This window comes from Alphaproteobacteria bacterium (genome assembly GCA_040220875.1).
GTDB lineage: Bacteria > Pseudomonadota > Alphaproteobacteria > JAVJVX01 > JAVJVX01 > JAVJVX01.
Map to the genome: position 1 here is coordinate 177,359 of JAVJVX010000009.1, position 17,551 is coordinate 194,909.

Sequence of the window (17,551 nt, forward strand, 5' to 3'; positions counted from 1 at the left end):
TTATTATATAGTAACCTATTCTACGGCCGCGATGGCCAATTCCCGGCCAAAATCGAATTTGCGCACGTCGCCACGGGCCTCGCGCAGCTCTGCCCGCCGGGCCTCGGTCGCCGCCAGGTCCGGCCGGCCATCCTTGCCCAGAATCACCCCGTAATCGCGCGCCGCCTTTTCCGGGGTCACCAGAAGCCGGGCCACATCCAAGCCCACCTTGGCTGCATCACGCTCGAGCGGGTCGCCCCAGCCGCCGCCGCCGGCGGTAATGAAGAGGATCTGGTCGCCCGCCTTGACCGGCACATTATCGATCTTGGTCGGCAGGTCTTCCCGGGACCCGTCGGTCCGGATCAGCACTTTCTGCGAGAACTCGCCGTGCAGCCCGCCATTGATGCCCCAGGGGGGGATCCGGGCGCGATCATCGTGGATCGAGACGAAGCCGTCCTCGAGGCAGGTATACAGCTTTTCGATCCCGTTCCCGCCCCGGTTGAGCCCTGCACCGCCACTGTCGATACGCGATGTGTAGCGCTCCACCCGGAGCGGATAATAGATCTCAAGATACTCATTCGGAATATTGACGAATTCCGGCCACCAGGAATGGCCATCCATCCCGTCACCCACCGGGCGACCCGGGATCCCGCCATAGAGAATTTCCATGAGGTGGAAATATTCGCCGTCATCCTTCCTGTGTCCGGAATAGATGAAATAGGGCGAATCACCGTAGCCAGCCGCCGTCCCGAAGGCGGGGGCATTCGCGACCAGGGCGCCCCCAAGCACGTCGAATAGCCGCGCCAGTGCATGGGTCCGGCACCCAAGCGCCGCGGGAAATTTAGGCTTCAGCATTGAGCCTTCCGGGATATTGACGTGAAGGAGCGGATAGAAGCCGTCATTGAACATGATCGCCGGGTCATACACCATGATCAGGTAAATCCCGATGAACATCTTGAACATTTCTTCACTGAGATAGAAGTTGATTGGCCCCGGCGACTGTCCGGACGTCCCCGACCAGTCGAAATAAGCCTCGTGCCCTTCCCGCCAAAGGGTCAGCTTCATCTTGAACGGACCGTTTCCGACGCCATCGTCGTCGAGATAATCCTCGAACGAGACCGGCTCTTCCGGGAGATTCTTGACGATAAGCTCGCGCATCATCTTGTTGGTACGTTCGAGCAACGCCTCGCACCCGGCGAGATAGGTTTCCAGTCCGAATCGCTCGACAAGGTCCAGCACGCGCTGGGCTCCTATCCGGCATGACGCTATCAGCGCCTGGATATCACTGTAATTCTCGCGCGGCGTGCGGCTGTTATGCATCAGGACCTTGAAAAGATCCTTGTTATCCTTGCCATCCCTGACAATCTTGACTGGTGGAATCCGGATGCCCTCCGCATACACGGTCGAGGCGGTTACCGGCATCGAGCCAGCCACGATGCCACCTACATCCATGAGATGGCCGAACATCGAGGTAAAACCGATTCGCTCACCCTTGTAATAAATCGGCACCAGGACCAGATGATCATTCAAATGAGAGACGGACCCGCCGCACAGATAGGGGTCGTTGATGAGGATGACGTCCTCTTCCCCTATATCCTCCTCAAAATCACGTAGCAGACCCGGAATATAGGACCCGAACTGGCCCACGATCATTTTGCCCTCGCCATCACAGATCATGGGGAAGGAATCGTGCTGCTCCCGGATAACGGGCGAGAGCGCCGTACGAAACAGCATCGCGTCCATCTCGTGCCGCGCATTCCGCAATGCGTTCTCTATGATATCGACGGTAATCGTGTCGATATTCTTGGCGGTCACCTTGGCAGACATCTCGTTCTCCCGACCCGGTTAGCTGTTGGGCTGGATTACCAGGTTAAAATATTCGTCCACTGTCGCATGAAATCCGGGCTGCACAAGAGAGGTGCTGTCGAGCTGGATGACGACGGCCGGCCCCTCAATCCTGTTGCCGGGAGCCAGTTTGGCGCGGTCGTAGACAGGCGTGGTCACGAACTTGCCATCGAAATAGGCCTCATGCTCGGCATCGACAACCGCTGCACTCGCATCCGGCCCTCCCTTGGTGCCCTTCTGAAAGGCAATCCGGTCCAAGGCTCCGACCGCGATAGCGCGAAGATTGACGACCTCCACTTCCGTATCCACCGTAAACCGGTAAAGGCGCATATGCTCATCATGGAATTTCTGGACAAGCGCCGAATCAAGCGTGTCGCGTACCTCGGCCATCGTCGTGCTGATCGGCAACTCAAATCCCTGGCGCAGATATCGCATATCGACCTGATAACTGATTTGGCGCTTGTCTTCGGGCACGCCTTCGCCCGCCAGCCAGTCGAGTCCCGTCTGTCCCAGTTCCTCCAGGTCCCGAGCCAGAGCTGCAGGATCGGATTTGGAGACAGTCGTGATGTAGGTCTTGGAGAATTCGTTGCGGATGTTGGAGGCGAGAAATCCCAGGGCCGAGAGGACACCGGCCGACGCCGGGATAATGGAAGGCCAGGCACCCGACAGAACCGACAGGGCATTTGCATGCAGGCCGCCGGCGCCGCCAAGCGCCACTAGCGCGTAGTCGCGCGGGTTATGGCCCCGCTCGACCGAGGCGACACGGATCGCGCCCAGCATGTTTTCATTCACGATATCGATGATTCCGCGCGCCGCCTGAAACACATCGGTGCCAAGCTTGTCCGCCACATGTTCCTGAATGGCCTTCTTGGCGGCTTCCACATCGATCGTCATTTCGCCTCCGACGAGTTGCGGCGGCAAATAACCCAACACCAGATTGGCGTCCGTCACGGCGGGCTCTGTGCCTCCCCGCCCGTAACTGGCCGGCCCGGGTACAGCCCCGGCGCTTTGCGGCCCTACCCGAAGCGCTCCCGTGATCGGCACATGAGCAAGCGAACCGCCGCCAGCGCCGATGGTCACAACCTCCACCGAGGGAGCCCGCACCGGGTAAATACCGACCCTGGTTTCGCGAGAGATTTGCGGCTGCCCTCCCTGGGTCAAAGAGACATCGGTCGACGTCCCGCCCATATCGAAGGAAATGATGTCCGGATAACCCGATATGCGACCGATGGCCGCCGCCCCCGCGACCCCGCCCGAGGGACCGGACAGCATGGTGTTCACCGGATTATCAGCGGCCGCCTCCGCGCTCATCAGCCCGCCGTCCGATCGGACGATGTTGAGGGTCGCCGTGCTGCCTTCCGATTTCAGGCGCTGGCCAAGGCTGGACAGATAGTGGCGCATCTGCGGTTTGACGTAGCTGTTCATTACCGTCGTCAGGACACGCTCGTATTCGCGGAATTGCGGCAGAACCTCACTCGACAGCGAGATGGGAAGATCCGGCGCGATTTTGTGCGCAATTTCCCGGATGCGTTTCTCATGCGCCGAGTTGATATAACTGTTGATCAGGCCCACCGTAAGGGCCTTGATCCCGCTGTCGATCAGAGTCTTCAGGTCGGCCTCGACTTTGGCCTCGTCGAGCTCCCGCAGGACAGACCCGTTCTTCTCGATCCTCTCATTGATTTCCAGCGTGTCTTCGAGGGCCGCCAAAGGATCCGGTTTTTGCATGATCATCCAGCCGGCCAGGGGACCTGGCGTCCAGGAGCGGGCGACATGAAGGATCTGCTTGTAGCCCTCGGTCACGACCAGGCCAACGCGGGCGCCTTTTTCCTCGAGCACCGCATTGGTGGCCACCGTCGTGCCATGCAGGATATTGCTGACCTGCTTGGGGTCTATCCCCGCCTGTCCGCAAATTTTCTGGATGCCTTCAACCACGCCGATCGACTGGTCTTCCGGCGTCGACGGAGTCTTGGTGATGTGGATTTCCTTGGTTGTCTCGTCGTACAGGATCAGATCCGTGAATGTCCCGCCCACATCCACCGAAACAACGTAACTCATGCTCCCTCGACCTTCCCTTTATTCGAGGCCGGCGACCCATCTGGGCCCGGCCTGCCCGCGCCCCCCGACGCAGCCCGTCAGGCGGTAAGCGGTGAATTTGTTTTGCAGCCTGTCTGCCTTGACATACGTAAAAACCGAAAGTTCGGATGTGATACGCGGTCCAACTGGTGATTTCAAGCGTCAATCACCTTGTACAGCAAAACACCCCGGGCCAGAACCGCACCGCCCAAAAAGAAAAGGGCCGCTCGAAAGCGGCCCCATCCCTACCCTAATTGGGTCAGCTGTGCTGATCGCCTTAGAACTGGCGGGTCAGACGGATGTACAGCTGGTTGTTCTGGTTGAACGAGCCGATGATGTTGTCTTCCTGCTCGTTCGCTGCCGTTTCACCGCTCTTGCGGTCATCATTGGCGAAGAAGAGGTCCGCCTCGATGAGCAACCGCCAGGCGTCGCCCTGAACAAGGTTGACGCTCGGGATGAAGAAGGCACTGCCGTAGGACACGTCATATCCGAACGCCAGGGTCGGGTTGATCCGGTCGTTCAAGTAGTTCATGGCCAGGATGGCGGTTGCCGTCGTTTCCCAACGCTTCTTCGGCTGGCCGAAGCCGGGGCCCACCGTCAGCTGATCGTTCTTCTCGAAGTCGGGCAGCCAGCGGTTGAACACCTGGATCGACAGGAACGACGCGCGGTGCGTGCCGATGTAGTCGGAGAGATACAGCAGCTTGTCGCCACGGAGCATCAAGCTCATCTCATCCTTGCGGATCGCGCGGGCGAGGCCCACGAAGCCGCTGACACCCGTGCAGAACGAGCAGAAACGGCCCGACTGGAACGGCTTGTCGACGATGTAGGAGAGCTCCGTCGAGTACACCGCGTCGGTGAAGGCATCGTAGTAAGACGCCGTACCGCCGTAGGTATTCACGAAGGGATAGACGGTCTCGCCGTAGCAGGCGGGACCCGTCGCACCCTGGGCGCAGGTCGTGCCCTCGAACGGGATGTCGCCGGAGTTCATGAACGCGGTCTCGGTCGGATCGACCGGCACCGCGCCGCCCGACAGGGCGTTCACGACCAGCGGCAGCAGGTTCGGGTTACCGACCACGATCGGGGTCGGCGTAACCTGGCGGACGTACATCAGCGAGTAGTTGATGTCGAAGGAGTAGCCCGACCAGCGGACGGCCCAGAAATCCTCGTCCGTGTCACCCTTGGAGTGGTTGTAGTTGTACGGGGTGATGGTGGTGTCGAGGAAGCTCAGCCCCTTGTTCGGCTGGCCAGCGAAACGGCCACCGAAGATGTCGAGCTCGGTGCCGAAGGCGCCGTTCGGGTTGATGTCGCCGGGGCCGTAGATGAGCTGCAGCTTACCGGAGAGCTCGGGCACCTGAACGGTGGCGTTGACCATCGTGAGCGGCTTACGAAGTTCTTCGTTTTCCGTCTCAAGGAAGGACCGCCATGTCCAGTCGAAGCCATGCAGGATGTCGTTCGCCTGGAAGAAGTCGGTTTCACCGAAGGCGACCTGCTGTTTACCAACGCGGACAGAGATCCGGTCGGTCACGTCGAACTCGGCATAGAGTTCGCGCATGTCTTCGGTGTCGTAGTATTCTTCAAGGTCGAGCGAGCCGGCCGGCACTGTGCCGGGCGAACCTGCAAGCGCGAAGGCCAGGCCGCCGAACAACTGCGTGTTGGCGTCCTTAAGCGCGTTAAGACGCTTGAGATAGTTCGTCTCAACCTCGCGCGAGGCGCGGAAGATACCGACGAAGGTGACGTTCGGAAGCTCGGCTTCCACATCGACGCGCACCGTGGTGCGCGACATGCTGAGATCCCAGCGGTCGTTGACGGCCGTCTCGTTGGCATCGCTCAGATTAAGCTGCAGCGCTTGCCGGATATAGCCGGAGACCTTCAGGATATCGAGGTCCGCCGCCGTGGAAACCGTCGGGACGCTGACGACGAGCGCCAGAGCCGCGGCCCCACGGAGGGCGTTGACGAGTTTGTTGGACATTTATTGCTCCCCCCAATTGATGGGTGTTGCAGGACTAATAAAAAGGACGAGTAGTAACCCCTTCTCGAGCGGCCACGTTACACAGGGGGTCGAAAGTATTGCAACTGCAATACAGTGAATGCCCAAGGTAACGCGCCGCTTTCAAGCAGGCTGTTGCTAATCTGCAACAGCCGCTTTAGAGCCCTCGAAGATGAATTTCGGCTTAAGGACCACCGCCATCGACGGCATGAGAACGAGCGCCGCCGTCGCCGAAACACCCAGCCAGAGGGCCATCAGCTCGCCCATTTCCGCCTGGAATCTCAGGTCCGACAACAGCCAGGTCAGCATTGCCACGATCAGCGTCAGGGCCGTCACGAACACGGCGCGGCCGCACCCGTGCAGCGCCTTTCGCACTGCAATATCGACCGTGTCCTGCCGTTTCAGTTCCTGTTTGATCATGTCGATGATGTAGATCGCATAATCAACGCCGAGCCCGATACCCAGCGCCGCCACCGGCACGGTATTGATGTTCATGCCGATGCCCTTATAGGCCATGAAGCTGAACGTGACCGTGTTCGACAGCAGAATCGGAACCATGAAGAACATCCCGGCCGTCGCCGAACGGTATGTGCCGGCACAGAGCAGGACGACGATCAGGAGCGCCAGAGCGATCGACTGGATCTGCCCCTGCAGGATCACCTCGTTGACTGCCGCCAGGGCGCCGATCAGGCCGCCCGCGAGCTGATAGCGGGCGAGGGTATCCCCCTCCTCGCTGATCATCGGGTTTTCGGCCACGAACTCTTTGATCCGGCCGATGGCATTGCGGATGGTATCGCCTTGACGGTCGCGGAAGAAGAACGTTACCGCCCCGTTCTGGAAGCGTGCGTCTGAATACCGGTCGAGGTCACCCGGCGACGAACCCGAGACGAACAGGTACATCAATTCGCCGTTCATCGCCTTGTAATCGCCGAGCTCCTCGTAATGAGGATTCCCCTCGAAAATCTGTCGCTTGATGATCGGAACCACATCGGTCAGCGCAATACTGCCGCCGATTTCCGGCATCGCTTCCATATAACGCTGGAATCGATTGATGTTGGCCAGCACCACCGGCTCCTTCAAGGCATCGAAATCCTCGCCCTTGACGACGACGAACATGCGGTCGGAGCCCTGGAAGACCTCGTTAATCCGGTTCCAGTCCTTGTTGTACTCGTGGTCCTGCCACAGGATCGGCGAGCCCGGATTGGCGTCGCCCACCTTGATGTTGGTGGCATAGATGCCGGACACGACGAAAATTACCCCCGCGACGGCAAGCGCCGTCAGACGGTGGCCCCGCGTGTTGGTGATGTAAGCCGCCCCATCCATGAAGACGTGGATCGCTTTCTCGGTATTCAGCTTCAGCGCGAAGGTTCCGGGCTTCCACACCCAGGACAACAGCACCGGCGTCATGATGAAGGCCGTGATGGCAATCGTGCCGAGCCACATCGTGCCCACGAGTGCGATCTTTTCCAGGATCGGAATCGGCGTAAGCGACACGACGAGCATTGCGCCCGCATCGGTCGCCAACCCCAGCATGCCGGGTCGGAAAAGCGAATTGAGCGTCGTTTGTGCGGCCTCTTTCGGTGACGGGTTCGCGCCTTCGTATTCCTGGTCGAACCGATTGATAAGCTGGACCGAGTGAGAGATCGCCCGCGCCGTGATCAGAAACGCCAGAACAACCGCCAGCGGGTCAAAGTTGTAGCCCATCAGATTTGCGATGCCGAGCGCCCAGATAGCACTGACCACACCGGAAAGGAGCGGCAGAACGGAGCCCCGCCATGACCGGGTGAGGAAGAACAGGACGAGGAAGAGACCACCCAGAGTCAGCGCCGAAATGAGGAGTGTCTGAGGCAGATAATAATTGATCCAGCCAAACAGGATCGGGTCACCAACGACGCGGTAAGTGATTCCGCTGTCCAGGGCGTAATCGGTGACGACGTCGACATCCGCGCCCACCTCGCCCGGTGTCACCCGCTCCACCGGCGTCGGCACAATGCGAAGCCCCACGGTCGGCAGGCTGCGCACCTCCTCGCCTTCGGTGATCGTCATGTCGATGGTGCGGATGGACTCCATTCCAGGCTGTTCCGCCTCGTTCCGGTAGGTCAGAGACTGGGCCATCAGAACAAAATCGCCAGCTTTCGCCGTGCCGCTGATGGAAACTTCCTTCGTCCCCAGGCCAGAGATTTCAAGCCCGATCGGAACATACTGTCCCTTGATATCGAGATATTCATTCTCGCCATCCGGGCGGTCGGCGAGCGTCGCCGTAATCGTCGCCGTGGCCTCATCACCGATCCCGAGCGCTTCGGCGCTCAGGTTCCGGTTGATGACCGTCTCATAGCGCGCGTCGTCGATAATCGCGCGGATCTGGGCGAAGTTCGTATCGTAATCGACAAGCCGGTCAATGAAATCGACTGTGATCAGGGCGGCGTTGAGGTCGCGCGACACATAGCGGCCGTAGACGAGTGTATTTTCCAGCACAGCGTCGCGAAGATTGTTTATCTCGTCCTGCGTCTCGGGCAGGTCCGGCCACATGAGAGGACGCGTCTCGATACCCTGCGAACTGGCCCGCACCTCTCTCAGCTTGCTTGCAGCGAGCGAGATGATCTGAAACTGGTTAACACCGGAAACAAATTGCAGGCTGTCCTGAATCTCCTTGATGCGCGTCAGCACCGGTATTTGGAAGATCGTCTCATCCTTGTCATCGACTTCCAGCATGATGCTGACCATGTTCGAGCCGCCGAACGTGGTTTTAAACTGCTCGTGCGTCTTGATGTACGCGTGATCCTGCGGCATCAGGTCGCTGAAGACTGTCCTGATCTGAATGTTGAAAGCGGAGATGCCAAGCGCCGCCGTTATCAGCACCAGGAGTCCGGTCACGGCGATGCGGTGCCGAACACAGAAAGCAATAAGTTTCTCGATCACTTGTGTAACCCCCTCGAGTAAGCCCTGGTTTAGTGGACGGGTTTAGGTGCGGCGAATTCCGCCACGGAGACGGTCACGGCCGGCTCCCTGACACCCAGACCCTCGTCGGACCAACGGGCCCACTCTTCCCCTGTCCATAACCCCGCGCTCGCACCGGTAATGTAGGCCGTCCCATTGGTCACTGCTATCCGCGTGTGCCAGGACAGATCGTTCAGGGACAGCCGCCCGCCTTCCCAGTTCGGGCCTTTTCCCTTGACGTAACGCCCCTTGTCACCAACGGCGAACCAGTGATCGTTCAGCCACGTCACGTCGTAGAGATGACGCTCGATCACTGACGGCACTTTCGCCCAGCTATCACCGCCGTCACTGGTGATGACTACGTCACCCTCACCGCCAACAGCGATGCCGTGGGTCGCGTTGCGGAACGCCACCGAGTTCAAGGTGGCGGAGACCGGCGCCTGTCCCTCGACCCAGGTTTCGCCGCCGTCATCCGAATGCATCGTCGCGCCGAACTCGCCGACCAGGTAAACGCGGTCGCCCGGGAACGCAATATCGGTCCAAACCTTGTCGCGCTCTTCCGCCATGCGCTGCCAGGTCTTACCATAATCCGCTGTTCTCAGGATCGCGTTGCCGAGGCCGACGGCCCAGGCCTCGCCGGCGCCACGCTTGCGCAGGCTGACCAGTTTGTTCCGGTCCTTCGACTTCGGGATTTCGGTCACTTCCACCCAGGTCTTGCCGCCATCCTCGGTCCGGATAGCGACGCCCTCATTGCCGACGGCGGCAGCCCGTTCGTTGTCCCAGGCGACAATCGATTGAAGATTTTCACGTGTCGGCGTTTTCTGGATCGTCCAGGTCTCACCGCCATCATTGGACCGGATCACTTTACCCCAGGTCCCCGCCAGCCAGACCACGTCCTCGGCGGGATGGGCGACGCCGTAGTAGAAATCGCGGCTGCCGAGTGCCGGTTCGGGCAGGTCCCGGACGACAGCCTCAGGCTCAACAAACAGTGCTGCGTACAGCAAACCACCGATAATCAGCCACGGCGCCACGGCCGCAACCACGTTCAAGGCTCTGCTCAATACCATGATCCCCTCGAGACCCCCCTCTTCCGGAAATGCTCCCAAATTGAAGTTGCCGGCCGACTCGGGAGGCACGCCCCCGACTCCACCCGCCCGGATGACCGGGAAGGGCCCCCTCAGGACCCGACCCGTGAACTCCCTCCAACGGTCTGCTGTGACTCGATCCAGGGTACCATGCGGCCCCCAAGGGATCGTTTCACCATTTTTTCGACCGCCGACACTGTACTGAGCAGCTTCGTAACATCAATACCTGTTTCAAAGCCACACTGATGTAACATCGTGACAAGGTCTTCGGTCGCGACATTGCCTGCGGCACCCGGCGCGAAGGGGCATCCGCCAAGACCACCGACGGACGAGTCGAATCGCCGGACCCCCTGCTGCAACGCAGCCCAAGTATTCGCCAAGGCGAGGGCTCTGGTATCATGGAAATGGCCCGCGACCAACGACATATCCGTCCGGCGTCCAAGCAGGCCGAAAAGCCGATCGACCTGGGAAGGATTTCCTGATCCAATTGTATCCGCAATTACAACCAGATGCGCGCCCTTTTCCAGCATTTCCTCCGCCAGCTCGCAGACCAGTTCGGGAGCCACGTCCCCTTCATACGGGCAACCAAGTGCCACCGAGATATAAGCCGTCCCGCGAAATCCCTCGTCCCGCGCGCGCCGCATCAGCCCGCCGTAAAGCGTCCGGGATTCCCCCAGGCTCTTGTTGTTGTTTTTCCGGCTCATGGTTTCGGTCGCGCTGAGCGCCACCGCGAGAACCTTCGCGCCCGCGTCGACCGCCCGCTCATAGCCCTTCTCGTTCAGTACAAGGGCAGCGTATTCGATCCTGTCCTCATTCGGCAGGTTGCGGAAAACCTCGTCGGCATCGGCCATCTGGGGGACCGCCTTGGGCGACACGAAACTCGTTGCTTCAATATGCCGCAGGCCGGCATCCACCAACGAGCCGATAAGGGCCAGCTTGTCGGAGGCCGGCACCAGGACAGCCTGATTCTGGAGCCCGTCGCGCGGCCCAACCTCGTTGACGATGACTTTCTCACTCATCAGCCCAGCACTCCCTTTTCAATCAGGGCCGCGATTCTTTCCGGAGGGAGCCCCGCGACTTCGCCAAAAACTTCGGCCGTATGTTGGCCAAGTTTGGGGGGCGGCGAAAAGGTATCTTCGTATGTTTCCGACAGTTTGACCGGATTTCCGGGCATCCGGACCTCGTCACCCTCGGGAAGGGTGACGGAGACTACCATATTTCGCGCCAATATTTGCGGATCCGACAGGGCGCGCTCGAAATTGTTGACCGGCGCACACGGAATTCTTTTTTCGCGAAGTCTTCCAAGCCAGTAATCGCCGGGCTTCTCGCGCAGCGCCTCCGACAATTTCGCATTGATCAGATCACGATCGCGATATCGTCCCGGCTGCGTCCTGTAATCGGCATTGTCCCGGAGCTCGGGGATATCCACCACCTCCATGAGGTTGTCCCAGAACTTGTCGAAAATGACCGCGATGATGATGTGAAAACTCGCGGTCGGGAAAGTGTTGTAGGGCACGTGGACGAAATGGGCATTGCCCAGCGGCCCCGGATTGACGCCCGAAAGCAGGAACATCGTCGCCATATAATTCAGCAGCGAGATCTGGGCATCCAGCATGGAGATATCCACGTGCTGGCCGCGGCCGGTCTTTTCCCGCGCGAGCAGCGCCTGCAGTATGCCGATCGCAGCGAACAGGCCACCGCCCAGATCGCCGATCGGAATGCCCGAACGGTACGGACCGTCGCCCTCGGGCCCCGTGATCGACATGCCGCCCCCCATGCCCTGGGCAACCATGTCGAAGGCCGGACGGTCGGGCAAGGGCCCGGTCTCGCCAAAGCCCGTCAGGGAACAGGTGATGATCCGCGGATTGATCCGGGACAGGCTTTCGTGGTCGATCTTCAGTCGCTTGGGCACGCCCGCGCTGAAATTGTCGAAGACCACGTCCGATTTCTCCACCAGCTTGTAAAAGGCCTCGAGCCCCTCCTCGCTCTTGAGATCGATGCAGACGCTCCGCTTGTTCCGGTTCAGGGTCAGAAAGTAGGACCCCATCCCGTGGACAGAGTTCTCGGGGTCGTTTTCCTGCAGGCGTCGCGTGCCCTCGCCCTTGCCCGGTGGCTCGACCTTGATTGTGTCGGTGCCCATATCCGATAACAGCATGGCGCCATAGGGACCTGACAGCATATGGGTCAGATCGAGGACGCGAACACCTTCTAAACCTTTCATTTTCTGCAATTTCCTGCTTGCGCCCCGGCCTTGCCGACGCGGCTGAAACGGTCGTTCCGGTCCCAGTTCCGAGGGTCCAGGGGAGTGCCGCCTCTATCGGTTTCTACGTAATTACCGAGATGTGCCGCCTCACGCAACTCCGGGAGCCAGGTCCGGCCAGGTTCGGCCAGTCCGGCGCCAGTCCGGCGCCGGGCGGACCCGCCGCTCGGGCCCGCCAGCCCCGGCACCATAGCCAAGCCGGCGCCGTCGGACAAACCCCTTCGAAATCGGGCTGCCGCCGCCTACTCACCCGCCTGCAGGCGGGTGACCGGCGCATCCTCCGCCTCGGCCCCGGTCTCGCGCGCGGAGGCCTCAACCGCATCCCTGAATGGCGCCGAAAGATGGAGGTTGCGCTGGGGCGTGGTGTTGAGCTCGAGGTGCAGGATTTCCGGCCTCGAATAATGGCCGGCATTATCCACGACACCCTTCACGATCTCGATATCGCCAAGATCGATATCGACGGCGACGAGCCGTTCCTCGGGCCCGGTATGGGGTTCGACCAAATGCACGCCCCAAGGGCCGATGATGGTCGACCACCCTCCGCCGGCCGACATCATCTGCTGGGGGCCGAGAGCTTCTTCGATGATCCGGATCGCGTCGTCCGTAACCGTCTCTTCGGCCACGATGACGAAACACTGGCCCGTGATCGCATGGTTCCGACACATCGCATCGACCTGCTGATCGAACATCTGATCGAAACCGACAAGGGTCGACAGCGCCGGCCAGCTTGCGGCGTGAATCTGGATGTGTTGCAGAATCAGAGCCTGACGGGCCAGATTCATCGTGTGCTCCCAACAGGCGAGGCCGCCAAGCCGCCCCACGGCGGTGTCCCAGACACGCAGGGTCGATCCATCCCCCTGTCCCCAGATGAACCGCTCGGCATAGGTCGGCTGGAGCTTCCGGTGCTTGCCCAGATAGCGCCCGTCCTTGTCGATGAAGATCTGGGTGTTGTAGCAGGTCATATGGTCACGCTCGCTGGCCCCCATAACGACGGCCACGCCGGCACGCCCGGCGGCAGCGGCCAGCTGCTCTACTTCGGGACCAGGAACCTGGATCGAGGCGCGCATGTAGCGCCGGTTCATTTCCCCCTGGGCGAGCGGCGGATAACAGTTGATCCAGTACGGGAAGCCGGGAATGAAAACCTCGGGGAAAACGACGAGATCGATGCCCTCCTTGCCCGCTTTCTCGATCCATGTGCAGGCTTTCTGCACGGTTGCCGCGACATCGAGGAACACTGGTGCAATGTGGGCGGCTGCGACTTTCAGCTTCATTGGCGGCGATGTCGGCATATTTCCTCCAGACGGTGCGGTTTTAGGCCCCGGCCTTCCCGGCGCGCAAATCGCGCTTCAGCACCTTGCCGGCGGCGTTGCGGGGCAGAGCCTCGGTAAAGCTCACGATTTTCGGAATTTTATAGCCGGCCAGGCTTGTCCTGCAGAAATCGATGATCTCATCCGCGGTCGCGGCCTCTCCGGCACGCAGGGACACGATGGCCTTCGCCGCCTCGCCCCAGTAATCGTCCTCGATACCGATCACCGCGGCTTCGGCAACCGCCGGATGGGTATGCAGCACTTCCTCAATCTCGCGCGGGTAGATGTTCACCCCGCCCGAGATGATGACGTCCTTCTTGCGGTCGACAATGTAGTAGTAGCCTTCTTCATCCTTGCGGGCCATGTCGCCGACACTGAGCCACCCTTCTTTCAGGCTGTCGGCGGTAGCTTCGGGCATGCCCCAATAGCCGTTGAACAAAAATGGTGAGTAGCTGTGAAGCTCGCCCACTTCGCCATCCGGCACTTCCTGTCCCGCCTCATCCAACAGCTTGACGAAGGTACAGGGAAACGGCTGCCCGACGCACCTTGTTTTACGCAACTGGTCCGGCGGGCGGAGATTGGTGACGATACCGCCTTCGGTCGAACCATAGGTTTCGTGCAGCCGTCCTTCGCCGAAATGGTCGACAATTTTTTCCTTGGTCGCCTGCGGCAAGGGTGCCGCATTGGAAATGATCGTATGCAGGCTCGGCGCCTGATATTGCCCGAGTGTCTTCGCGCCGAGCGCGAAGATGGCATTGAAATGCGTCGGCACCATGAAGGTGTTGGTGATGCTCAATTCGTCGAATTTGCGGAGAACGGTCTCGGGATCGAACTTGGACAGGATCTCGCTGAAGCCGCCAAAGAATATCGGCGCCAGCCCAAAGGCGAAGCCGCCGCCGTGGAACAGCGGGGCAAGAACGAGAGAGCGGTCATCCGGTGAATAGCATCCGTATTCGACTGCCATGGCATAGAACGTCAGCGCCCGCGAGCGGTGCGACAGCATGACCCCCTTCGGCTTGCCGGTGGTGCCGGCCGTATAGCTAAGCGCGAAAACGTCCCATTCATTAAGCCGGATCCGCGGCGGCCGGGGCCGCCCTGCCTGCCGCCATCCGTCATAATCCCTGCCGATCACGATCGTCCGGTCAGAGCTGGGGACATCGCATCCGGCGATCAGATCTTCGAGAGTTTCATGCACGAAAATCGTGCGCACCTGACTGTCCGCGCAGATATATTCGATTTCCGGTGCCGTCAGCCGTGGATTGACCAGAACCACCCCGAGACCGATCGATGAGAGGCCGAGGACGATTTCGATGAACTCGAGACAGTTGGGAGAGATCAGCGCAACATGGTCGCCCGGCGACAGATTGAGGCCCTCGGCGGCGTTCGCGACGCGATCCATGTTCTCGACAAGGGCGCGATAGCTTAGCTGTCGCGTCCCTTCCGCGAGGGCGATCTTGGCCGGCGTTCTTTCGGCGGAGCTCCGCACGCCCATGGCGATGGTATGTGCGACATAGGTCTCCGGCGGACTCTCGGCAGTTCCGGCCGGTCGCAGGGAATCAGGCGTCATGTTTGGCTGCCCCCGACCAGACCTGAAGCACTTCGCCTGCTTCGACAACCCGTCCAAAGCGTGTATCAAGCGTCGCCAAGGCCCATTCCTTGCGCTCGGGCGCGATTTCGCCCGTCGCATCCCGCACGATAAATGTCCGGAAATCGCGCTGGCCCGCATCGCGCGCTGTGGTTTCCACGCAGACATTGGTGGTCACGCCGCAGACCACGACGCTCCTGATATCCGCCGCCCGCAGGATCGAATCGAGAGGCGTGCCATGGAACGCGCTGTAACGGTTTTTATCGACGATAAAATCGGATTCTTGCGGCGCCATCTCGTCAATCAGTTCTGCATCCCACGTCCCGTCGGCGCAGCACCGTGCCTCCGCCAGCGCCGGCAAAAGTTCATCCGTGAGAACCCCGCCATCGCGATAATCCGCCCGCCATTTCAGCCGCGTGAAGATGACCGGAATGCCGGCCGCCCGGGCCCGGTCCACCAGACGAACGCAGGGCTCCACAGATTCCTGGCATTGCGTGATGTCAAAACCCAGCCGCGCCGCCGAACCGTCGGCATGACAAAAGCCGTTTTGCATATCGACGACGATGAGTGCCGTGCGCTCGGCGGTTAACAGCATGGCGTCTCCTCCTTTTCTCGTGCCCGCCGCTCGCGCTTATTCAGCCGCCCGGGCTGTCTTCGCGCGGCTTCCTGGCAAGTCAAAAACTTTGAGGGCATTTTCGCGCATCAGCTTACGCAATGGCTGTTCCCGGATGTTCATGGCCGCGATCTCCTCGACAGCCCGTTCCGGATCGATCACGGGCCAATCCGTGCCGAAAAGCACCTTATCCTGCCCGTAGGTGTTGAGATAATGCACCAGCGCCTCCGGCCAGTATTTCGGCGCATAGGCATCCACGCCGATATAGACGTTGCGGTGCTTCCAGGCCATCGCAATCATCTCATCGGTCCACGGCACCCCGATATGGATCCCCAGAAGTTTGAGATCGGGAAAATCAATTGCCACCTGGTCGAGACAGATCGGCCGGCCGACGCTGGGGAGCGGGCGCTCCGGATTGTAAACGAGGTTCTGACCCACCTGCATCATGATCGGGATGCCCAACTCGCAACATTTGGCATAGTACGGGTAATATTTCGCATGATCCGGCGCCAGCCCGAACCAATGCGGATAGAGGTGCGCCCCGACAAAGCCGAATTCCGTGACGGCTTCCTCCAACTCGCGAACACCGTCCATGCCCCGATACGGATCCACCCCCGCCAGTCCGGAAAAGCGGTCCGGAAAGGCCCTGCAGTATTCGGCCACCTGTGCATAGGGGATTTCGACCGAGCCCTTCATGCGGATGTCGCCGGCACGGACCGCGATCAGAAGAGAGCGGGCAATCCCCGCCCGGTCCATCTTTTCGATATAGGATTCCAGGGAAATACCCCGGCGCATTTCGTCAGGCATGCGGACCTGGTCCATGAATTCGGGGCCGAAGCCCGTCTGGCCAAGATCAAGCTCCCTCGCTGTGAAAGGGTTACAGACGATATCAATCGCCCCCGACATCGTCTCTTTCGCAGCCGACATGCTTGACCTCCCGCGTCATTTCGACGTTGAGCGCCTGGGAATTAGGGAAAATACGTATTCTGATATTGCGAGATGGCTGTGGGGGCTGGCAAGATAAAACCGGTATCAGAGGGAGGCGAAAATGGCGCTAAGCACGAAGAAGCACCAGTCGACAAACGGTTTTCTCATGCCGAACTGGAGTCCGCCCTTCGGCCCGCCGCCCTATCCGATGCTGATGGCGGAACTCCTGATGGTCGAGTTCGAGGCCGACCGGGAAGAGATCGAGCGAATTACTCCCCCGCCCTTCGAAGCGGCGGACCACAACCGGCTGATTGCCTTTGTCGGCGATAACTCGCAGCTTTCCCATTCGCTGGCCTATCATGAGGCAGCGATCCTCCAACCCGTCGTATACAAGGGCCGCACCGCCATCACCGTGCCCTATATCTGGACGTCGACCGACACGGCATTGATTGCGGGCCGCGAAATCTATGGGATGCCCAAGCTGATCTGCGATGACGGCGAGCTCCGCCGGCATGCAAATTCGGTGGCCGGCACACTGGAGCGCGACGGCCGGCGCATGATGTCTCTCTCGATGACCATCGACCGACAGGGATCGATGGCGGATCTGCCATTCGGCGCCGATTGGGCATTTATGCGCCATATCCCGAGCCCCGACCCTGACTGGCCCTCCCTGCGCCAGCTCGTTTGGGTCACGCTGGAAGATTTCAATATGCAGGAATGCTGGATGGGCAAGGGCTGGCTGGAAATGGGCGATCCCGGATCTTCCGGGCTGGACCGGCTGAAGCCGCGTTCGATCACCAATGCGTGGTATGGAAAATTCCAGTGGTCCTTAGGCTGGGGCAAAATATTGATGGAAGAGAAGATCGACTCGGCCATCAAAGTCCCGGGGCAAGTCGGTCTGGTCGATGCGTAGGCCCGCTGTAACCGCCACGCGTCACCTGAAGTGACCGCGC

At 60.3% G+C, this 17,551-nt stretch carries 12 protein-coding genes; 1 reads left to right on the top strand and 11 read right to left on the bottom strand.

All coding sequences use genetic code 11. The features are described from left to right. Window positions 1–15: 15 nt before the first annotated feature. The 11 genes from RLQ26_10370 to RLQ26_10420 form a co-directional block, all read right to left on the bottom strand. Window positions 16–1,806 (bottom strand): hydantoinase B/oxoprolinase family protein, encoded by a 1,791-nt coding sequence (locus RLQ26_10370; protein MEQ9089128.1) that lies wholly within the window; start codon window positions 1,804–1,806, stop codon window positions 16–18. 18 nt (window positions 1,807–1,824) lie between these two features. After that, window positions 1,825–3,879, bottom strand: coding sequence for a hydantoinase/oxoprolinase family protein (locus RLQ26_10375; protein ID MEQ9089129.1), 2,055 nt, complete (start codon window positions 3,877–3,879; stop codon window positions 1,825–1,827). 295 nt (window positions 3,880–4,174) lie between these two features. Beyond that, a complete protein-coding gene (locus RLQ26_10380) occupies window positions 4,175–5,866 on the bottom strand; it encodes a DUF1302 family protein (protein MEQ9089130.1) in 1,692 nt (563 codons plus the stop codon). Between the two features lie 156 nt (window positions 5,867–6,022). Further along, window positions 6,023–8,803, bottom strand: coding sequence for an MMPL family transporter (locus tag RLQ26_10385; protein ID MEQ9089131.1), 2,781 nt, complete (start codon window positions 8,801–8,803; stop codon window positions 6,023–6,025). A gap of 29 nt (window positions 8,804–8,832) precedes the next feature. Further along, complete coding sequence (locus RLQ26_10390; GenBank protein ID MEQ9089132.1) at window positions 8,833–9,888, bottom strand: YCF48-related protein; 1,056 nt, start codon at window positions 9,886–9,888, stop codon at window positions 8,833–8,835. A gap of 110 nt (window positions 9,889–9,998) precedes the next feature. Beyond that, the gene (locus tag RLQ26_10395; GenBank protein ID MEQ9089133.1) at window positions 9,999–10,925 is read right to left on the bottom strand and encodes a hydroxymethylglutaryl-CoA lyase; all 927 of its coding nucleotides are present in this window, start codon (window positions 10,923–10,925) and stop codon (window positions 9,999–10,001) included. Next, a complete protein-coding gene (locus tag RLQ26_10400; protein ID MEQ9089134.1) occupies window positions 10,925–12,127 on the bottom strand; it encodes a CaiB/BaiF CoA-transferase family protein in 1,203 nt (400 codons plus the stop codon). The genes RLQ26_10395 and RLQ26_10400 overlap by 1 nt, the downstream gene beginning before the upstream one ends. Window positions 12,128–12,408: 281 nt before the next feature. Then, window positions 12,409–13,455 (bottom strand): carbon-nitrogen hydrolase family protein, encoded by a 1,047-nt coding sequence (locus RLQ26_10405; GenBank protein ID MEQ9089135.1) that lies wholly within the window; start codon window positions 13,453–13,455, stop codon window positions 12,409–12,411. Between the two features lie 22 nt (window positions 13,456–13,477). After that, window positions 13,478–15,040, bottom strand: coding sequence for an AMP-binding protein (locus RLQ26_10410; protein MEQ9089136.1), 1,563 nt, complete (start codon window positions 15,038–15,040; stop codon window positions 13,478–13,480). Further along, complete coding sequence (locus RLQ26_10415; protein MEQ9089137.1) at window positions 15,030–15,653, bottom strand: isochorismatase family cysteine hydrolase; 624 nt, start codon at window positions 15,651–15,653, stop codon at window positions 15,030–15,032. Before RLQ26_10415 ends, RLQ26_10410 begins: the two co-directional genes overlap by 11 nt. Window positions 15,654–15,689: 36 nt before the next feature. After that, window positions 15,690–16,598 (bottom strand): amidohydrolase family protein, encoded by a 909-nt coding sequence (locus RLQ26_10420; protein MEQ9089138.1) that lies wholly within the window; start codon window positions 16,596–16,598, stop codon window positions 15,690–15,692. A 121-nt stretch (window positions 16,599–16,719) separates the two neighbouring features. Here RLQ26_10420 and RLQ26_10425 point away from each other — a divergent pair, with 121 nt between their 5' ends. Beyond that, the gene (locus tag RLQ26_10425) at window positions 16,720–17,511 is read left to right on the top strand and encodes an acetoacetate decarboxylase family protein (GenBank protein ID MEQ9089139.1); all 792 of its coding nucleotides are present in this window, start codon (window positions 16,720–16,722) and stop codon (window positions 17,509–17,511) included. Window positions 17,512–17,551 lie beyond the last annotated feature (40 nt).